The organism is Lentzea sp. NPDC037011 (assembly GCF_055607425.1).
Window position 1 is genome coordinate 88177 of sequence record NZ_JBVJRT010000019.1, and the last position, 18845, is coordinate 107021.

The window sequence follows — 18845 nt, forward strand, 5'->3', positions numbered from 1 at the left end:
AGCCCGGGGTTCCGCGGAGTCCCGGGCTTCACCGCGTCATGGGACGAGTGCCGTTGTCCAGAAGAACTGCCGTACCGAAGAATCGCTCGATCGGCTGAATCCCCAGAACCGGGATTTGGGGTCAAACCGGCAGGTGGTGGCCCTGGGTAGCTGTCAAGGTGCCGAAGGTCCTTCATTACAGGGGGAGATCGGCGCCCGTCAGACGCTTGCGCAGTACGTGAAGGTTCTCCAAGATTGGCGGCGCGGCCCGCTGGGCCGAGGGGCGAAGCGATGAACCACCGGGCGAGTCTGGTCGCCGGTCCGGTGGGGAGCTAGAGGCGAACCCACCGCCTGGAGCAACAACTCTGGAGAGTTGCGCCATGCGTAGTTTGGGTCCCCGACTGGAGATCGCCGTGTCGTTGACGATCCTCATGGTCGGCGCGGCCGTGGTGGCGGCCATGCACCTCACGTGGCCGGAGCCGCAGGTCCCGGCGATGGCGTACTCCGTCAGCAGCGGCGAGTCGGGGATGCAGCAGCTCAAGCCGTTCGAGATCAACGACATCTCCGGTGCCCCGGTCGAGCTCACGCCGGGTGCGGTGGGCCAGCGCACGGTGCGGCTGTCGAACCCGAACGCCGTCGGCATCATCGTCGAGAGCCTGTCCGCGGTGCCCGGTCAGCCGCTGGACGCCACGCAGCAGCGCGTCGAGGGCTGCCCGGCCGGTGTGCTGAGCGTCGTGCCGCTGACCGACGTCGTGGAGATCCCGGCGGGCGGAGCGGTCGAGGTGACCATGAAGGTCCAGGTCGCCGCGGACGTCCCCGCGGTCTGCGCCGAGCTGGTCTTCCCGCTCACCTACTCGGGCCGCGCCAAACACGGTTAGTCAGCCGCTCCCGCACCGCCGGCCACTCGTCGGCCAGCACGGAGTGGACGACCGTGTCGCGGCAGGTGCCGTCCGGTCGCGTGATGTGCCCCCGCAGCACGCCTTCCCGTTCCGCGCCGAGCTCCTCCACCGCCCGCTGCGACCGCACGTCCCCGGCGTCGGTGTGCCAGGCCACCCGCACCGCGCGGCGCGTCTCGAAGGCCTCGGTCAGCACCAGCAGCTCGGCCTCCGGGGTGATCTCGGTGCCGTGCCGGTCGGTGCCGACGACGGTGTACCCGATCACCAGCCTGCGGTGCTCCGGCACGACCTCGTAGAACGACGTCGTGCCCACCACGCGGCCCGTGCCGTTCTCGACCTGCGCGTACGGCTCGCGCGTGAGCACCGCGTCGGTGACCCACTGCCGCATCTCGTCGACCGTCCGCGGCCGGCTCGGCAGCCACGTCCAGAGGTCCGGGTCGCGGGTCGCCTCGAACAGGCCCTCCGCGTGTGCCGGCGTCAGCGGTTCCAGCCGGACGTGCGTTCCCCTCATGTGGTCAACCTAGAGGTGTTTGAGGGCTTCGCGCCGTGACAACGGCGACAGGCCCGGCCGCGCGGCCACGAACGCCCGCACCCAGCCCGGCTCGGTCTTCGCGTACTCGCGCAACGCCCAGCCGATGCCCTTGCGCAGGAAGAAGTCCGGGTCGCCGGCGTTCGCGTCGACGCACGCCGTCAGCAGCTCGGTGTCGGTGGCCGCCTTGGCGCCCAGCTGGCAGATGACCGACGTCCTCCGCCGCCACCGGTCCGGGTCGGCCGACCACTGGAGCACCACCGGCCGGACGGCCGCGGGTTCCGAGCGCAGCAGCGGGCCGATCCGCTTGGCCGCGATCTCGTCGACGTGGTCCCACCACGCACCGGTCACGACCATCTCGTCGAACCACGGCAGGAGCTCGGCCGACTGAAATCGTTCGTCCCCGCTCAACGAGAGCGCGACATACCGTTCCTCGCGAAACTCCGCTTCACGCCACAACCGCTGCACGGCGCGGAACCAAACGTTCCGGTCGTCGATTCGCGGCAACGTCCTCAGCAACGCCGTGCGACCCGGCTTCGGCACGCCCAGGAACGGCATGTCCGACTTCATGTACGCCCGCATCTGCGGTGCCTTAACCGGGTCGGCCAGCGCGGCCAGCCCCGTCCGCACGGCGTCGACCAACACGTCCTCGGCAGTCACAGCGGCACTGTACGACCGGAGTCCCGCTCGCGCGGGCGTTGACCCGACTGCCCGAGGCCCGGCGGTCGATCGGCGCACACTTCTTGAATTTCGCTACGCACAATGCCCGGCCTAGCTAACGAAAACGCAAAACATCTCCGGCCACACCCTCACGGTGAACAAGAAACACTTGTGCGCGCACTACAGTTCGCTTTCATGCGCGTGCTGATGGTGGTGGTGGCGCTCGTGCTCGGCAGCATGAGCGCGACCAAGGCGGAATCCGCGGATTTCCTGGACCTGCCGCTGCTCAACGGGAACGGTGAGCAGCGCGGTGGCGTGCACCCCGACCTGCCGGCCGACCGGGTCGTCCTGGAGCGCGCGCTCGACTCCGCCCGGTCGAAGGGCCTGCACCCGACCCGCTACCAGGCGCTGCTGTGGCAGTACTGGGTCGTCCGCGCCGCCGACGACGCCGGGGTGCGGCTGGCCGACTGGGACCCGCAGCGCCCGGCCGAGCACAACCGGCCGATCATCTTCGCCGTCTACGACTTCTACGCGCGGCTCTACCTGGCGCACCCGGACACGTTGCGGTGGATGGGCTTCGCGAACATCGGCGCGCCCGCGTTCGCCGCCGGCATGCTCGACCTGGGCACCCTGCCGGAGCTCCGGTTCTTCTCCTCGATGCTGATGTCGATGCAGAAGCACATCTTCATGGACCTCGGCGCGATGCACGCCGCCTACCTCGCCGGGGGCATCGCCGCCGTGGAGGAGATGCGCGACGCCGGGATCATCGACGCGGCGACCACCGCGGCCTGGGCGGACCCGGCACGCGCGGTGCTCGCGTTCTCGAACCGCGAGCAGAACCTCGTGATCCCCGACCAGTTCGACCGGATGCGCGCCCGCCTGCTGCCGCCCGGCGAGATCGTCACCTACGCGATGACGGTGGCGGGACCGATGCCGGTGCCGGGCGCGCGGACCCCGGCGCAGTACCGGCCGCTGCTGTGCGGTCCGCTGCCCGCGTTCAACTACGCGGACCGGGTGGCCCGCTGGGACTTCCTCAGCCACGACACGGTGCCCGCCTACGAACGCCTGACACCCGAGGCGGTGCGCGGGATCGTGACCCGGCCGTTCGGCGAGCGCGTGGCCGAGTACCGGGCAGCCGCGCGGCTGCTGGACCTGATCCTCCGGCTGCCCGCGCGCACAGCGGCCTGCGGGTTGTCGCTGCTGACCGGCTGAACCGGATCAGTCGTTCCCGCGTGGAACCGGTGCGCGCTGGGTAGGCTGCCGACCATGACGTCGTACGACTACGACCTGATCGTCATCGGCTCCGGCCCCGGCGGCCAGAAGGCGGCGATCGCGGGTGCGAAGCTGGGCAAGCGCGTGGCGATCATCGACAAGCAGGAGATGGTCGGCGGCGTCTGCGCGAACACGGGCACCATCCCGTCCAAGACGCTGCGCGAGGCCGTGCTGTACCTGACCGGCATGAGCCAGCGCGAGCTCTACGGCGCGAGCTACCGGGTCAAGCAGGACATCACGATCTCCGACCTGATGGCCCGCACCCAGCACGTGATCGGCCGCGAGGTCCAGGTCGTGCGCGCGCAGCTGCACCGCAACGGCATCGACCTGCTCAACGGGTTCGGCCGGTTCGTGGACGAGCACACCGTCGCCGTCGACGGCAGCCACCGCGGTGACCACACGCGGATCACCGGCGAGTTCATCGTCATCGCCACCGGCACCACGCCCGCGCGTCCGTCCGTCGTGGACTTCGACGAGGAGCGGATCCTCGACTCCGACGAGGTCTTCGCCCTGCAGGAGATCCCGTCGTCGCTGGTCGTCGTCGGCGCCGGCGTGATCGGCATCGAGTACGCGTCGATGTTCGCCGCGCTCGGCACCCGCGTCACCGTCGTCGAGCAGCGCGAGCGGATGCTGGACTTCTGCGACCCGGAGATCGTCGAGTCGCTCAAGTTCCACCTGCGCGACCTGGCCGTCACGTTCCGGTTCGACGAGAAGGTCGTGGACGTCTCGGTGTCGGAGTCGGGCACGATCACGACGCTGGCGTCGGGCAAGCGCATCCCGGCCGCCGCGGTCATGTACTCCGCCGGCCGCCAGGGCTGCACCGAACACCTCGACCTCGCCGCCGCGGGCCTGGAGGCCGACCGCCGCGGCCGGCTGTCCGTCGACGAGCACTACCGCACGCCGGTCGAGCACATCTACGCCGTCGGTGACGTGATCGGGTTCCCCGCGCTCGCCGCGACGTCGATGGACCAGGGCCGCCTCGCCGCCTACCACGCGTTCGGCGAGCCGGTGCACGAGCTGACCGCGTTGCAGCCGATTGGCATCTACACGATCCCGGAGATCTCCTACTGCGGTGCCACGGAAGCCGAGCTGACGTCGTCCGCGGTGCCCTACGAGGTCGGCATCTCCCGCTACCGCGAGCTGGCGCGCGGCCAGATCGTCGGTGACGCCTACGGAATGCTGAAGCTGCTGGTGTCCACTGCGGACCGCAAGATCCTGGGCGTGCACGTGTTCGGCACGGGCGCGACCGACCTCGTGCACATCGGCCAGGCCGTGATGGGCTGCGGCGGCACGGTCGACTACCTCGTCGACACGGTGTTCAACTACCCGACGCTGTCCGAGGCGTACAAGGTCGCCGCGCTCGACGCGACGAACAAGATCCGCGCGCTGGACAGGTTCAGCGGTCTGTGAGGTTCAGCGGTCTGTGAGACCGGCGTCGTGAGCGACGATGGCGGCCTGCACGCGGTTGGCGCAGCCGAGCTTCGGCAGGATCCGGCTGATGTGCGCCTTCACCGTGCCGGTCGCCATGAACAGCCGCTCGCCGATCTCGGTGTTCGACAGCCCTGACCCGACGAGCCGGAGCACCTCCCGCTCGGTCCCGGTGAGCGCGTCGACCTTGCGGCGCGCCTCCCCGCTGGTGTCCGGTGCGGTCAGGTGCCGTTCGATCAGGCGCTTCGTGATCTGCGGGGCGAGGATCGGCTCGCCCCTGGCCGCCGTGCGCACGGCCGTGATCAGCTCCTGCGGCGGGGTGTCCTTGAGCAGGAACCCGGTCGCGCCCACCTTCAGCGCCTGCGCCACGTAGGAGTCCTCGCCGAACGTCGTGAGCATGACGACGTTCGTGCTCCCGGCGATCTGCTCGGCGGCCTTGAGCCCGTCGCCGCCGGGCATCCGGATGTCCAGCAGCGCCACGTCGACCCGGTGCGCGCGGGCCTGCTCGACGGCCTGCCTGCCGTCGCTCGCCTCGGCCACCACGGTGATCTCCGGGTCGTTTTCCAGGATCAGCCGGATACCGGCGCGCATCAGCGTCTCGTCGTCGGCGATCAGAACTCGGATCACGCGCCCACCCTACGGGCGCTCCTGCTCCTTGGAGATCAGCCTGCCCTCGCGGAAGCACAGCTTGTAGAGCAGGTCCGCGTCGTGCGAGCTGCGGAAGCGCGAGCAGCTGTCCACGCCGAGCTGCCCGAACCCGTACTGGTCGAACACCTCCTCCTCGGTGGTGACACCCACCCGCAGCGAGTCGAAGTACGGCGCGTTCATCTGCGTCGGGTTGAACAGCGCGAAGACCAGCAGCACGATCAGCGCGCCGCTGATCGGCAGCAGCGCGAGCAACCCCAGGCAGCCGCCGCCGAGCACCCGCGGCACGGTCAGCACCTCGGCCGCGAGCGGCGGCGGCACCTCCTGCACCTCGGCGGCGAACTGGTCGGCCTGCGGTGCCGGGTGCAGCGGCACGTCCGCCGCCACCCGGAAACCGCCCTCGTGCGGCGGTCCCGCGCTGAACGCGCCGCCGAGCAGCCCGACCCGTTCCTCCAGGCCGGCCAGGCCGCGCCGGGTGCCCCTGCCGGGCACGGTGGTGGTCGGTCCGTTGAGGACCTGGATCCTGGCCCGTCCGCCCTGGACGGCGACCTGCACCCTGGTGCGGGCCTTCGGCGCGTGCTTGCGGACGTTGCTCAGCGCCTCACCGACCACCCGGTGCACCGCGCGCCGGGTCCGCGGGTCGGCGCCGTGCAGGTCGTCGCCGGACCAGTCGAGGGTGACCGCGACGCCCGCCGCGGCCGCGTTCTCGACCAGGTTCGCGATGTCGGTCCTGGTGCCGGTGTCCTCGTCGAGCGACTCGGGTTCGGGGTTGGTCCGCAGCACGCCGAGGATCTCGCGCAGCTCGGCCATCGCGAGCGACGACGTGGTGCGGATCAGCTCGGCCTGCTCCTGCAGCTGCGGTGCCCTGCGGGCGGTCGTCAGCTCCAGCGCGCCGGCGTGGATGGAGATCAGGCTGAGCCGGTGGCCGAGCATGTCGTGCATCTCGCCCGCGATGTGCGCGCGTTCCTCGGAACGGGCTGACGCGGCGGTGAGCGCGCGCGCTCGTTCCAGGTACTCGTTGCGTTCCCGCAGGAGCCGGACCATCGGCCTGCGGCGGCCGAGCAGCATCCCCGACACCGCGGGGAAGAAGATGAAGAAGACCGACCCGACCGCCGCGGCCAGCAGCGACTCGGCCGGTGGCGTGGTGCGGTAGCTCTCCTGCAGCAGGCTGAACCCGCCTTGCAGCACCGTCATGAGCCCCAGCAACGCCCACAGCCGGCCGAACCGGGAGACGCGCCGGCACGCGGCGAAGACCACGAACATCGTCACGGCCTGCGCCCACAGGTTGTTGACCGCGAACAGCGGCGCGGTGAGCAGCAGCGCCCACTCCGGCCGCAGCGGCGCGAGCCACACCAGCACCGCGACCCACAGCGCGGTCGCGACGGTCAGCGCCGGGTGCGGGACCGGCGCCAGCGGTGCGAGCAGCGGCACCAGGCCGACGAGGAACGCCAGCACCGGCCACGCGACCCTCACCGCGCCAGCTCCCTCTTCGTCGTCAGCAGGCCCTGCCGGGTGAAGCAGAGCTCGAAGTCGTGCCCGTCGTCGTCGCGCACGGGGTAGCGGTAGCAGCCGGGACCGTCGGCGGGCACGCCGAAGCCGTGCGTCTCGGTCACCTCGGCCTCGTGCGTGACCGCCACCCGGTAGCCGTCGAACTCCTGCCGGGTCATCTCGCCGCGGCCGAACACCGCGATCACCACCAGCACCAGCACCGTGCCCACGGCGGGGACGACGGCGAGGACGCCGAGGCAGCCGCTGCCGACCACCCGCGGCACGGTGAGGACGTCGGCGGTGACCGGCGGCGGCGCTTCCGCGACGGCACCGGTCGCGCCCGTCTCCTCCTGGACCACCGGGTGCGCCGGCAGGTCGGCCGCCACCCGGAACCCGCCCGCGAGCCGGCCCGCGTCGAACTGCCCGCCGATGAGCGTGACCCGTTCCTCCAAGCCGATGAGCCCGCGCCGGGTGCCGCCACCGCGGGGTTCGCCGCTCGGGCCGTTGACCACCTCCACGCGCACCCGTTCGGCCACGTGCACCGACACGCGGGTCTGGGCTGACGGCGCGTGCTTGTGCACGTTCGTGAGTGCTTCACGCACGACCCGATGAACGGCCCTGCGCAGCCGTGCGTCGGCATCGGCCAGATCGTCGCCCGTCCACCGCAGGTGCACGGAGACGCCCGCGTCCTGCGACGCCGCCACGAGCCGTTCGACGTCGGCGCGCGTCCCGGCGTCCTCACCGGTCTCGGTGGCCGTGCCGAGAACGCCGAGGATCTCGCGCAGCTCGTCCATCGCGACCGCGGAGGTCTTGCGGATCAGCTCCACCTGCTCGCGCAGCTCCGGTGCCTGCTCGGCGGCGGCGGCCTCCAGTGCGCCCGCGTGCGCGGTCAGCTGCCGGAGCCGGTGGCTGAGCACGTCGTGCATCTCGCTCGCGATGTGCGCCCTGGTGTCGGACCTGGCGGTGCTCGCGGTGAGCACACGCGCGTGCTCCAGGTAGTCGTTGCGCTCCATCAGCACCTGCGTCAACGGCTTGCGGCGCCCGACGAGCGCACCGGCCACGGCCGGGAAGACCAGCAGGAACACCACCGAGAACCCGGTGCCGAGCAGGTACTCGGTGACGTTGTCGCCGTTGAGCCACGAGTGCAGCCCGCCGAACCCGGCCTGCAGCGCCGCGGTCGCGGGCACCAGCAGCCACAGCTGCCGGGCGGGGACCGTCCTGGCCACGCGGAAGACCACGAGCGAGGTGGGCGCGATCGCGAGCAGGTTGTTGACCGCGTGCAGGGGAGTGGTGAGCAGCAGCGCCGCTCGCGGCCAGCGAGCACTGACCGGCACCACCGCCGCGGCCCACACGGCGGAGGCGACCACCAGCCACGGCGCGGCGGGCCGGCCGAGCGGTGTCATGAGCGACATCAGCGCCAGCAGCAGGGCACCGCCCGCCCACAACCCGTCGCGCAGCCTCACGTTCACGGCGATCATCCTCGCCGACCGCCCCGGTGGCGCCCAGCGCCACCCGACCCCAATCCCCCAGCCACCTGGCCACGTTTTGCCGGCACGCGGGGACCCCGCGTACCCCAGGAGGGCACGCGGGGACCCCGCGTGCCCCAGGAGAGTACGAAAGCTCCCCGCGTGCACTTTCAGTTGAGTGAGTTTGCATGGGCGTGCATAATCATTCGTATGACAGTGAGGATCGCGGTCGCGGGCGCCAGCGGGTACGCGGGTGGCGAGCTGCTCCGCCTATTGCTGGGCCACCCGGACGTCGAGATCGGTGCGCTCACGGCCAACAGCAGCGCCGGTGACCAGCTGCTCAAGCACCAGCCGCACCTCCTGCCGCTCGCCGACCGACAGCTACAAGACACCACAGTCGACACCCTCAGGGGGCACGACGTGGTGTTCCTCGCACTTCCGCACGGCCACTCCGCCGAGCTCGCGGCCCAGCTCGGCGACGACACCGTCGTGATCGACTGCGGCGCCGACCACCGGCTGACCGACGCTGGCGACTGGACCCGCTGGTACGGCGGCACGCACGCGGGCTCGTGGCCCTACGGCCTGCCCGAACTGCCCGGACACCGCGAGAAGCTGGTCAACGCGCGCAGGGTCGCCGTTCCCGGCTGCTACCCGACCGTGTCGTCGTTGGCGCTCGCACCGGCCGTGGACCTCATCGAGGACGAGGTCGTCATCGTCGCCGTGTCCGGCACGTCCGGCGCCGGCAAGTCGCTGAGGACGAACCTGCTCGGCTCCGAGGTCATGGGCTCCGCGAGCGCGTACGGCGTCGGCGGCGCGCACCGGCACACGCCCGAGATCACCCAGAACCTGAGCGGCGTGGCCGGTCGGCCGGTCAAGGTCAGCTTCACGCCGGTGCTGGCGCCGATGTCGCGCGGCATCCTCGCCACGTGCACCGCCACGTTGCGCGACGGCGGTGACGTCCGCACTGCCTACGAGAAGGCGTACGCCGACGAGCCGTTCGTCCACCTCCTGCCGGAGGGCATGTGGCCGACGACGAACGCCGTCCTCGGGTCCAACGCCGTCCAGCTGCAGGTCACCGTCGACACGGACCTGAACCGCCTCGTGGTCGTGGCGGCCGTCGACAACCTGGCCAAGGGCACCGCCGGTGCCGCCGTCCAGTGCATGAACCTCGCTCTCGGCCTGCCGGAGACGACCGGCCTCTCGACCGTTGGAGTCGCACCGTGAACCGCAGCAAGGGCGTCACCGGGCCCCAGGGCTTCCGCGCGGCCGGAGTCGCCGCCGGGATCAAGGAGTCCGGTGCCCTCGACCTGACCCTCGTCGTGAACGACGGGCCGCAGGACGCCGCCGCGGGTGTCTTCACCACCAACAAGGTGAAGGCCGCACCTGTGCTGTGGTCGCAGCAGGTCGTCCAGTCCCGCCGGCTCACCGCGGTGGTGCTCAACTCCGGCGGCGCCAACGCGTGCACCGGCCCCGAGGGCTTCCAGGACACGCACGCCACCGCCGAGAAGGTCGCCGAGGTGCTCGGCACGGGCGCGGTCGACGTCGCCGTGTGCTCCACCGGCCTGATCGGTGAGCGGCTGCCGATGGACAAGGTCCTCACCGGGGTCGAGACGGCCGCGAAGGAGCTCGCGTCGTCGCAGGAGGCCGGTCTCAACGCCGCCACCGGCGTGATGACGACGGACAGCCGCCCGAAGCAGTCGTGGAAGGACTCCGGGCAGGGCTGGTCGATCGGCGGGTTCGTGAAGGGCGCGGGCATGCTCGCCCCGAACATGGCCACCATGCTGTCGGTCCTCACCACCGACGCCAGGATCTCCGGCGAGGAGCTGGACCGGGCGTTGCGCGCGGCCACCTCCAAGACTTACGACCGCCTCGACGTCGACGGCGGCACCTCGACCAACGACACCGTGCTGGTGCTCGCCTCCGGCGCCTCGGGCGTCGAGCCGTCCTACGAGGACTTCCTCGCGCTGCTCACCGAGGTCGCGGGCGACCTGGTCAAGCAGCTGCAGGGTGACGCCGAGGGCGTGACCAAGGAGGTCAGCATCACGGTGAAGCAGGCCGCCACCGAGGCCGAGGCCGTTCTCGTCGGGCGCACCGTCGCCGAGGACAACCTGGTGAAGACCGCGCTGTTCGGCTCGGACCCCAACTGGGGCCGGATCGCGATGGCGCTGGGCCGGGCCGACGCGCAGATCGACCCGGACGTGCTGCAGATCCTGATCAACGGCGTGTCGCTGTACCGCAACGGGACCCGCGACCGCGACCGGTCCGAGGCCGACCTGTCCGGCCGTGACATCGAGATCGTCATCGACCTCAACGTCGGCGAGGCCGAGGCCACGATCCTCACCACCGACCTGTCCCACGACTACGTCGAAGAGAACAGCGCATACTCATCGTGAACGCACAGGAAAAAGCGGCAGTTCTGGTCGAAGCGCTGCCGTGGCTGGAACGCTTCCGCGGCGCGCTCGTGGTCGTGAAGTACGGCGGCAACGCCATGGTCGACGACGAGCTGAAGAACGCGTTCGCCGAGGACATGGTGTTCCTGCGGCTGTGCGGCCTGCGCCCGGTCGTCGTGCACGGCGGCGGCCCGCAGATCAAGTCGATGCTCGACCGGCTCGGCATCCACAGCGAGTTCCGCGGCGGCCTGCGCGTGACCACGCCCGAAGCCATGGACGTCGTGCGGATGGTGCTCGTCGGCCAGGTCGGGCGCGAGCTCGTCGGCCTGATCAACCAGCACGGCCCGTACGCGGTCGGCATCTCCGGCGAGGACGCGCACCTGTTCACCGCCACCCGCCGCGGCGCACTCGTGGACGGCGAGGAGGTCGACATCGGCCTCGTCGGCGACATCACCAAGGTCAACCCGGACGCGGTGCTCGACATCGTGCGCGCGGGCCGCATCCCGGTCGTGTCATCGGTGGCGCCGGACGTCCACGGCGTGCCGCACAACGTCAACGCGGACACGGCGGCCGGCGCTCTCGCGGTCGCTCTCGGCGCCGAGAAGCTCGTCGTGCTCACGGACGTCGAAGGCCTGTACGCGAACTGGCCGGACCGCTCGTCGCTGCTGAACCAGGTCCGCGCCTCCGAGCTGGAACGGATTCTGCCGGGCCTGGACAGCGGCATGATCCCGAAGATGGAGGCCTGCCTGCGCGCGGTGCGCGGCGGCGTCCCGCAGGCGCACGTGATCGACGGCCGGCTGGCCCACAGCGTTCTGCTCGAAGTCTTCACCTCCGAAGGTGTCGGAACCATGGTGTTGGGGGACAAGTGACCACGCGTTGGCAACAGTCCATGATGGACAACTACGGCACACCGTCGCTGCAGCTCGAACGCGGTGAGGGCGCGCACGTCTGGGACGCCGACGGCAACCGCTACGTCGACCTGCTGACGGGTCTCGCCGTCAACGCGCTCGGCCACGCGCACCCGGCGATCGTCGAGGCGGTCTCGACGCAGATCGCGAAGCTCGGCCACACCGGCAACCTGTACGTCAACGAGCCCGCCCTGAAGCTGGCCGAGCGCCTGCTCGACATCGCGGGCGAGCCCGGCAAGGTCTTCTTCTGCAACTCCGGCGCCGAGGCCAACGAGGCGGCGCTGAAGATGGCCCGCCTCACCGGCCGCACGAAGGTCGTCTCGACCGTCGGCGGGTTCCACGGCCGCACGATGGGCGCGCTGACGCTCACCGGCCAGGAACCCAAGCGCGCGCCGTTCGCACCGCTCGTCCCCGGCGTCGAGCACGTCCCGTTCGGTGACGTGGCCGCACTCGAAGCCGCGATCGACGACGACACGGCGGCGTTCATCGTCGAGCCGATCCAGGGCGAGCAGGGCGTCGTCGTCGCTCCGGCGGGCTACCTCCAGGAGGTCCGCCGGATCACCGCCGAGCACGGCGCGCTGTTCATCCTCGACGAGGTGCAGACCGGCATCGGCCGCCTCGGCACGTGGTTCGCGTTCCAGCAGGCCGGGATCGTGCCGGACGTCCTGACGCTCGCCAAGGGCATCGGCGGTGGCCTGCCGCTGGGCGCCACCATCGGCTTCGGCGCGGCGGCTGAGCTGTTCAAGCCCGGCCACCACGGCACGACCTACGGCGGCAACCCGGTGTGCTGCGCCGCCGGGCTCGCCGTGCTCGACACGATCGCCTCCGAAGGCCTGCTGGAGCACGTCTCCGCGGTGGGCAAGGAGATCGCCACCGGTGTCGAGGCGTTGCACCACCCCGCGATCACCGGGGTCCGGGGAGCCGGTCTGCTGCTCGGCATCACGCTGCGCGAGGCGGTCTCGGCGAAGGCCGCGGCGGCCGCGCAGAAGGCCGGTTACCTCATCAACCCCATCCAGCCCGACGTGCTGCGGCTCGCCCCGCCGCTGGTGCTGGACGAATCCGACGCGCAGTCGTTCGTGGCCGCGCTGCCGACCTTCTTCGAGGAGCAGGCGTGACTCTGCGGCACTTCCTCCGCGACGACGACCTGACGACCGCCGAGCAGGCCGCCGTCCTCGACCTCGCGGACACCTACAAGGCCGACCGGTTCACCGCGAAGCCGCTGGCGGGCCCGAAGTCCGTCGCCGTGATTTTCGAGAAGAACTCGACCCGCACCCGGCTGTCGTTCGAGGTCGGCATCGCCCAGCTCGGCGGCAACCCGGTGATCATCGACGGCCGCTCCATGCAGCTCGGCCGCGAGGAGACCATCGAGGACACCTCGCGAATCCTGTCCGGGTACGTCGACGCCGTGGTGTGGCGGACGTTCGCCCAGGCCCGCATGGAGGCGATGGCCTCCGTGTCGCGGGTTCCCGTGGTCAACGCGCTGACCGACGAGTTCCACCCGTGCCAGGTGCTCGCCGACCTCCAGACGATCCGCCGCCGCTACGGCACGCTGGCCGGCCTCACGCTGACGTACCTCGGTGACGGCGCCAACAACATGGCGCACTCGCTGCTGCTGGGCGGCGCCACGGCGGGGATGCACGTCCGCATCGGCGCACCGGCCGGGTTCGTGCCCAACCCGCAGTTCCTGGAGGACGCCAAGAAGCGGGCGGCCGAGACCGGTGGCTCGGTGGCGCTGATCAGCGACCCGCGCGAGTCGGTCGACGGCTCCGACGTGCTGGTCACCGACACGTGGACGTCCATGGGCCAGGAGAACGACGGCAAGGACCGCGTCGGCCCGTTCCGGCCGTACCAGGTGAACGCCGACCTGCTGGCCGCGACCGGCAAACCGGACTCGACGGTGCTGCACTGCCTGCCCGCGCACCGCGGCTGGGAGATCACCGACGAGGTGCTCGACGGCCCGCAGTCGCTGGTGTGGCAGGAGGCGGAGAACCGGCTGCACGCCCAGAAGGCGCTGCTCGTGTGGTTGCTGGAGCAGTCGTCATGACCCGCACCGCCCGGCAGGGCCGCATCGTCGAGATCGTCAGCCAGCAGGCCGTCCGCAGCCAGTCCGAGCTCGCGAAGCTGCTGGCCGCGGAAGGCATCGAGGTCACGCAGGCCACGCTGTCGCGCGACCTCGACGAGCTCGGCGCGGTCAAGCTGCGCGGACCCGACGGCGGTGCGCCGGTCTACGTGATCCCGGAGGACGGCAGCCCGGTGCGCGGCGTGCAGGGCGGCACCACCCGGCTGGTGCGGCTGCTCAGCGAGTGGCTGGTGTCGGCCGACTCGTCGGGCAACCTCGCGGTGCTGCGCACCCCGCCCGGTGCCGCGCAGTTCCTGGCCAGCTCGCTCGACCGGGCCGCGCTGCACGAGGTCGTCGGCACGATCGCCGGCGACGACACGATCCTGGTCGTGGCCCGCGAGCCGATGACCGGCGCGGAGCTGGCCGAGCGGCTCACCGCGCTGGCCTCGGTCAACGGCGATGAATGACCACCCGGTGCACGCCGTCGTGACGTTCGACGAGGGCGTGCCGGTCGCGGTGGACGGCGAGACGCTGACCGTGCCCGAGGCCGTGCGGGAGCTGAACTTCCGCGCCGGCGTGGTGCGGTCCAGCCTCGGTTCGGTGGCGCTGCGGGTGGCGCGGACGGCGATCCGCGGTGGCTCCGGCGAGGTCGACATCACGCTGTCCGAGGGGCGCGTGGTGGGCATCGTCGCCCGTTCGGAAGAATCCCTCTACGACTTCGCTAGCTGAAAGTTGCGTGCAATGAGTTCCTTGTGGGGTGGCCGGTTCGAGTCGGGACCGGCCGAGGCGATGGCCCGCCTGTCGCTGTCGACGCACTTCGACTGGCGGCTGGCGCCGTACGACATCGCCGGCTCGCGTGCGCACGCCCGTGTGCTGCACGCGGCGGGCCTGCTCACCGACGACGAGCTCGCCGGCATGCACAAGGCGCTGGACGAGCTGCTGGCCGACGTCGAGTCGGGCGCGTTCACGCCGGTGCTGGAGGACGAGGACGTCCACACGGCCCTGGAGCGCGGCCTGATCGACCGCGCGGGCGCCGAGCTGGGCGGCAAGCTGCGCGCGGGCCGGTCCCGCAACGACCAGGTGGCGACGCTGTTCCGGATGTGGCTGCGCGACGCCGCCCGCCGGGTCGCCGCGGGCGTGCTGGACGTCGTGGACGCGCTGGCGGGACAGGCCGAGACGCACTTCGGTGCCGTCATGCCGGGCCGCACCCACCTGCAGTCCGCGCAGCCCGTGCTGCTCTCGCACCACCTGCTGGCGCACGCGCACTCGTTGCTGCGCGACGTCGACCGCCTGCACGACTGGGACAAGCGCGCGGCGTTCTCGCCGTACGGCTCCGGTGCGCTGGCCGGCTCCTCGCTGGGCCTCGACCCCGCGAAGGTGGCCGCCGACCTGGGCTTCTCCGCACCGGTCGAGAACTCCATCGACGGCACCGCCGCACGCGACTTCGCCGCCGAGATCGCGTTCGTGCTCGCCATGGTGAGCGTGAACCTGTCGCGGATCGCGGAAGAGGTCATCATCTGGACCACCGCCGAGTTCCGGTTCGCCGTCCTCGACGACGCGTGGTCGACCGGCTCGTCGATCATGCCGCAGAAGAAGAACCCGGACGTCGCCGAGCTGGCGCGCGGCAAGTCGGGCCGGCTGATCGGCAACCTCACCGGGCTGCTGGCGACGCTGAAGGCCCAGCCGCTCGCGTACAACCGCGACCTCCAGGAGGACAAGGAACCGCTGTTCGACTCGGTCGAACAGCTCGAACTGCTGCTCCCGGCGTTCGCGGGCATGGTCGCGACGCTCAAGTTCGACGTCGACCGGATGGCCTCGCTCGCGCCGGCCGGGTTCACGCTCGCCACGGACATCGCGGAGTGGCTGGTGCGCGAAGGCGTCCCGTTCCGCGTGGCGCACGAGGCCGCGGGTGCGTGCGTGCGCGCGGCGGAGTCCCGTGGCGTGGGCCTGGAGGACCTCACCGACGAGGAGTTCGCGGCGATCTCGCCCGCGTTGACGCCTTCGGTCCGTTCGGTGCTCACGATCGAGGGCTCGATCGCGTCCCGCAACGCCCACGGCGGCACGGCACCCCCGCGGGTCCGCGAACAGCTGGACGCGTTGGTGGCCAAGGCATCGGCGGCCCGTGAGTTCTAGGCTGCTCACCCGGGAGGAGCTGGCGGTCGACCCGGTCGACGCGTCCCGGCTCCTCCTGGGGTCCTTCCTGGAGACCGGCGGCGTGCGCGTGCGCATCGTCGAGGTGGAGGCGTACCGGGGCGGCGACGACCCGGCGTCGCACTGCTACCGCGGCAAGACGCCCCGCAACGAGGTCATGTTCGGCCCGGCCGGCCATCTGTACGTGTACTTCGTCTACGGCATGCACTTCTGCGCCAACGTCGTTTCGCTGACCGACGGCGTGCCCGGTGCGGTGCTCTTGCGCGCGGGAGAGGTCGTCGAGGGCGAGGACATCGCGTTCTCCCGCCGCCCGGCCTCGCGTTCCGCGGCGGAACTGGCCAAGGGACCCGCACGGCTGTGCAAGGTCCTCGGGCTGGACCGCGGCTCCAACGGCCTCGACCTGACGTCTGCTGACTCGCCGGTGCGGTTGTACGCGGGCGACCCGGTGACGACCGTGCACTCCGGACCGCGCGTGGGTGTCGCCGTGGCGATGGACGTGCCGTGGCGGTTCTGGATCGACTCCCCGTCCGTGTCGACCTACAAGCGCGGCGGGAAACGGCGCGCGAGCCCGGCACCGGAGTCGAGCTGACCTGTCCGGTGAGGACGGGACGGGCGGGGTGACGTGCTCGGCCACCCCGCCGCCGTCGGCTACGGCCGCACCGTGGTCCTGCGGTACCAGGCCCTGCGGTGGTCCACCGGCAGCGCCAACCGGGTGATCAGGCTCGTCAGCAGCGTGCCGATGAGCAGCCAGAGCACCGCGGCCAGGCCCTCGTTGAACAGCACCGCCACCTTGGGGCTGTCCGGCGTGAACAGGCCCTCCAGGCCCAGGGTGATCCCGTCCGCCCAGCCCGCGACGAACTGGAAGAACCCGTTGGTCGCGTTGGCATCGGCGATCACCAGGAAGATGTGCACCAGAAGCACGATGGCGAACACCCAGCACACGACGTCGATGACCGCGCAGACGCTGTGCACGGTGCGCACCTTGCGGTACGTGTCGTCGCGGCGCTCGACCACTTCCTCGACGACCGGCTCGTTCACCCGCTCGTTCACGCGCGGCAAGCGCTCGGTGGGCCGCCGTAACTCCGCATCACGTGGGTCTGTCATGGCGCTGGCGTACCCGTCCGCGTACCGGGTCGAAACACGTTGGACCAGGTAGGCGACAATGAGACGCGTGAGCGAGCACATCCTTGACGAACTGTCCTGGCGCGGCCTGATCGCGACGTCCACCGACCTCGACGCACTCCGGAAGGACCTGGCCGCCGGCCCGCTCACCCTCTATTGCGGTTTCGACCCGACGGCGCCGTCGCTGCACGCGGGCAACCTCGTGCCGCTGCTGATGCTGTCGCGGTTCCAGCGGGCGGGCAACCGGCCCATCGTGCTGGCCGGCGGTGCCACGGGCATGATCGGCGACCCGCGCGACACCGGCGAGCGCACGCTGAACTCGCTCGACACCGTCGCCGAGTGGGCCGACCGGATCCGCGGCCAGCTGGAGCGGTTCGTCGAGTTCGACTCCTCGGCCACGGGCGCCGTCGTCGAGAACAACCTCAACTGGACCGGCCAGGTCACCGCGCTGGAGTTCCTGCGCGACGTGGGCAAGCACTTCTCGGTCAACGTCATGCTGTCGCGGGAGACGGTGAAGCGCCGGCTCGAGTCGGACGGCATGTCCTACACCGAGTTCAGCTACCTGCTGCTGCAGTCGAACGACTACCTGGAGCTGCACCGCAAGTACGGCACCTCGCTGCAGATCGGCGGCTCCGACCAGTGGGGCAACATCGTCGGCGGCGTCGACCTGATCCGCCGGGTCGAGGGCAAGCACGTGCACGCGCTGACCGCACCGCTGGTCACCGACGCCGAGGGCCGCAAGTTCGGCAAGTCCACCGGCGGCGGCAACGTGTGGCTCGACCCGGAGATGACCTCGCCGTACGCCTGGTACCAGTACTTCGTCAACGTCGGTGACGCCGACGTGCTCCGCTACCTGCGGCTCTTCACGTTCCTCTCCCGCGAGGAGCTCGGCGAGCTGGAGCGGGAGACGGCGGAGAAGCCGCACCTGCGCTCGGCGCAGAAGCGGCTCGCGCAGGAGTTCACCGACCTGGTGCACGGCAAGCGCGCGACGGAGCAGGTGCAGCTGGCCTCTCAGGCGCTGTTCGGCCGGGGCGAGCTGCGGGACCTGGACGAGTCGGTGCTGAAGGCCGCCCTGGCGGAGGCGCCGACCGGTGACGTCCGGCTCGCGGACGAGCCCACGATCGTCGACCTGCTGATCGCCGGTGGGCTGGCGGACAGCAGGGGAGCCGCGCGGCGCACGGTGAACGAGGGTGGTGCCTACGTGAACAACGCGAAGGTGACCGACGAGGAGTGGAAGCCGTCGTCGTCGGACCTGCTCCACGGTGAGTGGCTGGTCCTCCGCCGGGGGAAGCGCAACAACGCCGGCGTGCGGGTAGCGCTCTGACCTGGGTCTACAGCTGTCCGAAGGCCGTCTGTCCCGCACGGGGCGGGCGGCCTTCGATCTTTCTGAACGTGATCGCGGTCACAGTGTGCAGGGGATCGGGGCTGCGATAGCGTGTTCGTGGGTCCTGTACGGGGCTGTTGACCTGCGGTTTCACCACCGCGGGTGAACGGTTTGCCCCCGATTTGACCCCGAGTTGGCGTGCGTGTAACTTTCTCCATGTCAGCGCGAAACGGGCCGGGAACACCGGAACGGAGCGCGACGAGGGTCACGAACCAAGCTTCCACGGACTGTGGTAGAGTGGGTGACCGAGAAACGACGAAGACCCAGCCGGTAGCTCGTCTGAGCTCAGAGGCCAAGGGCGTCGGAAGTTTCAACAACAAGCTTATGTACGACACAGCCTCGGATCGAGTCGCCGTGCGGCGGACCGTGATGATGAGCGCGTGTTCTTTGAGAACTCAACAGCGTGCCGATAACACAGCCAGTAATATGAATACTCCTCGTCAGGAGTATTCCTTTGAGTAGCTAGAC

At 70.8% G+C, this 18845-nt stretch carries 19 protein-coding genes; 13 read left to right on the forward strand and 6 right to left on the reverse strand.

Annotation, left to right across the window (positions count from 1 at the left end; genetic code table 11):
• Positions 1-359 precede the first annotated feature (359 nt).
• Positions 360-857 (forward strand): hypothetical protein, encoded by a 498-nt coding sequence (locus ACZ7CH_RS38020; RefSeq protein ID WP_360397851.1) that lies wholly within the window; start codon positions 360-362, stop codon positions 855-857.
• Here the strand turns inward: ACZ7CH_RS38020 and ACZ7CH_RS38025 are convergent.
• Positions 826-1386, reverse strand: coding sequence for a GNAT family N-acetyltransferase (locus tag ACZ7CH_RS38025; RefSeq protein WP_360397853.1), 561 nt, complete (start codon positions 1384-1386; stop codon positions 826-828). The genes ACZ7CH_RS38020 and ACZ7CH_RS38025 overlap by 32 nt on opposite strands.
• Positions 1387-1395: 9 nt before the next feature.
• Positions 1396-2064 (reverse strand): DNA alkylation repair protein, encoded by a 669-nt coding sequence (locus ACZ7CH_RS38030; protein WP_458430900.1) that lies wholly within the window; start codon positions 2062-2064, stop codon positions 1396-1398.
• Between the two features lie 195 nt (positions 2065-2259).
• On the opposite strand from ACZ7CH_RS38030, the gene ACZ7CH_RS38035 reads away from it, so the two are divergent.
• Positions 2260-3276: a hypothetical protein gene (locus ACZ7CH_RS38035; protein WP_360397856.1), complete on the forward strand. Its 1017-nt coding sequence runs from the start codon at positions 2260-2262 to the stop codon at positions 3274-3276.
• Positions 3277-3330: 54 nt separating this feature from the next.
• The gene (gene sthA, locus ACZ7CH_RS38040; protein WP_360397857.1) at positions 3331-4746 is read left to right on the forward strand and encodes a Si-specific NAD(P)(+) transhydrogenase; all 1416 of its coding nucleotides are present in this window, start codon (positions 3331-3333) and stop codon (positions 4744-4746) included.
• A 3-nt stretch (positions 4747-4749) separates the two neighbouring features.
• Here the strand turns inward: sthA and ACZ7CH_RS38045 are convergent, their stop codons facing one another.
• Genes ACZ7CH_RS38045 through ACZ7CH_RS38055 form a run of 3 tightly spaced genes read right to left on the reverse strand, consistent with a single transcriptional unit; the run spans position 4750 to position 8366 of the window.
• Positions 4750-5391, reverse strand: a complete 642-nt coding sequence (locus ACZ7CH_RS38045) for a response regulator transcription factor (RefSeq protein WP_360397859.1) — start codon at positions 5389-5391, stop codon at positions 4750-4752.
• A gap of 9 nt (positions 5392-5400) precedes the next feature.
• On the reverse strand, positions 5401-6882 hold the full coding sequence (locus ACZ7CH_RS38050) for a sensor histidine kinase (protein WP_470376157.1): 1482 nt from the start codon (positions 6880-6882) through the stop codon (positions 5401-5403).
• Positions 6879-8366: a sensor histidine kinase gene (locus ACZ7CH_RS38055; RefSeq protein WP_360397863.1), complete on the reverse strand. Its 1488-nt coding sequence runs from the start codon at positions 8364-8366 to the stop codon at positions 6879-6881. Before ACZ7CH_RS38055 ends, ACZ7CH_RS38050 begins: the two co-directional genes overlap by 4 nt.
• Positions 8367-8573: 207 nt before the next feature.
• On the opposite strand from ACZ7CH_RS38055, the gene argC reads away from it, so the two are divergent.
• Genes argC through ACZ7CH_RS38100 form a run of 9 tightly spaced genes read left to right on the forward strand, consistent with a single transcriptional unit; the run spans position 8574 to position 16460 of the window.
• Positions 8574-9587 (forward strand): N-acetyl-gamma-glutamyl-phosphate reductase, encoded by a 1014-nt coding sequence (argC, locus tag ACZ7CH_RS38060; RefSeq protein WP_360397865.1) that lies wholly within the window; start codon positions 8574-8576, stop codon positions 9585-9587.
• Positions 9584-10756: a bifunctional glutamate N-acetyltransferase/amino-acid acetyltransferase ArgJ gene (gene argJ, locus ACZ7CH_RS38065; protein ID WP_360397867.1), complete on the forward strand. Its 1173-nt coding sequence runs from the start codon at positions 9584-9586 to the stop codon at positions 10754-10756. Before argC ends, argJ begins: the two co-directional genes overlap by 4 nt.
• On the forward strand, positions 10744-11622 hold the full coding sequence (argB, locus tag ACZ7CH_RS38070) for an acetylglutamate kinase (protein ID WP_458434346.1): 879 nt from the start codon (positions 10744-10746) through the stop codon (positions 11620-11622). Before argJ ends, argB begins: the two co-directional genes overlap by 13 nt.
• A gap of 20 nt (positions 11623-11642) precedes the next feature.
• A complete protein-coding gene (locus tag ACZ7CH_RS38075; protein ID WP_360397887.1) occupies positions 11643-12776 on the forward strand; it encodes an acetylornithine transaminase in 1134 nt (377 codons plus the stop codon).
• A complete protein-coding gene (argF, locus tag ACZ7CH_RS38080; RefSeq protein ID WP_360397869.1) occupies positions 12773-13705 on the forward strand; it encodes an ornithine carbamoyltransferase in 933 nt (310 codons plus the stop codon). The genes ACZ7CH_RS38075 and argF overlap by 4 nt, the downstream gene beginning before the upstream one ends.
• A complete protein-coding gene (locus tag ACZ7CH_RS38085; protein ID WP_360397871.1) occupies positions 13702-14187 on the forward strand; it encodes an arginine repressor in 486 nt (161 codons plus the stop codon). Before argF ends, ACZ7CH_RS38085 begins: the two co-directional genes overlap by 4 nt.
• Complete coding sequence (locus ACZ7CH_RS38090; RefSeq protein ID WP_458430904.1) at positions 14180-14449, forward strand: argininosuccinate synthase; 270 nt, start codon at positions 14180-14182, stop codon at positions 14447-14449. The genes ACZ7CH_RS38085 and ACZ7CH_RS38090 overlap by 8 nt, the downstream gene beginning before the upstream one ends.
• 12 nt (positions 14450-14461) lie before the next feature.
• The gene (gene argH / locus ACZ7CH_RS38095) at positions 14462-15853 is read left to right on the forward strand and encodes an argininosuccinate lyase (protein ID WP_470376158.1); all 1392 of its coding nucleotides are present in this window, start codon (positions 14462-14464) and stop codon (positions 15851-15853) included.
• Positions 15843-16460, forward strand: a complete 618-nt coding sequence (locus tag ACZ7CH_RS38100; protein ID WP_470376159.1) for a DNA-3-methyladenine glycosylase — start codon at positions 15843-15845, stop codon at positions 16458-16460. The genes argH and ACZ7CH_RS38100 overlap by 11 nt, the downstream gene beginning before the upstream one ends.
• A gap of 59 nt (positions 16461-16519) precedes the next feature.
• On the opposite strand, the gene ACZ7CH_RS38105 is transcribed toward ACZ7CH_RS38100, so the two are convergent.
• On the reverse strand, positions 16520-16921 hold the full coding sequence (locus ACZ7CH_RS38105) for a hypothetical protein (protein ID WP_360397877.1): 402 nt from the start codon (positions 16919-16921) through the stop codon (positions 16520-16522).
• Between the two features lie 121 nt (positions 16922-17042).
• Between ACZ7CH_RS38105 and tyrS the strand changes: the two genes are divergently transcribed.
• Complete coding sequence (gene tyrS / locus ACZ7CH_RS38110) at positions 17043-18317, forward strand: tyrosine--tRNA ligase (RefSeq protein ID WP_360397879.1); 1275 nt, start codon at positions 17043-17045, stop codon at positions 18315-18317.
• Positions 18318-18845 lie beyond the last annotated feature (528 nt).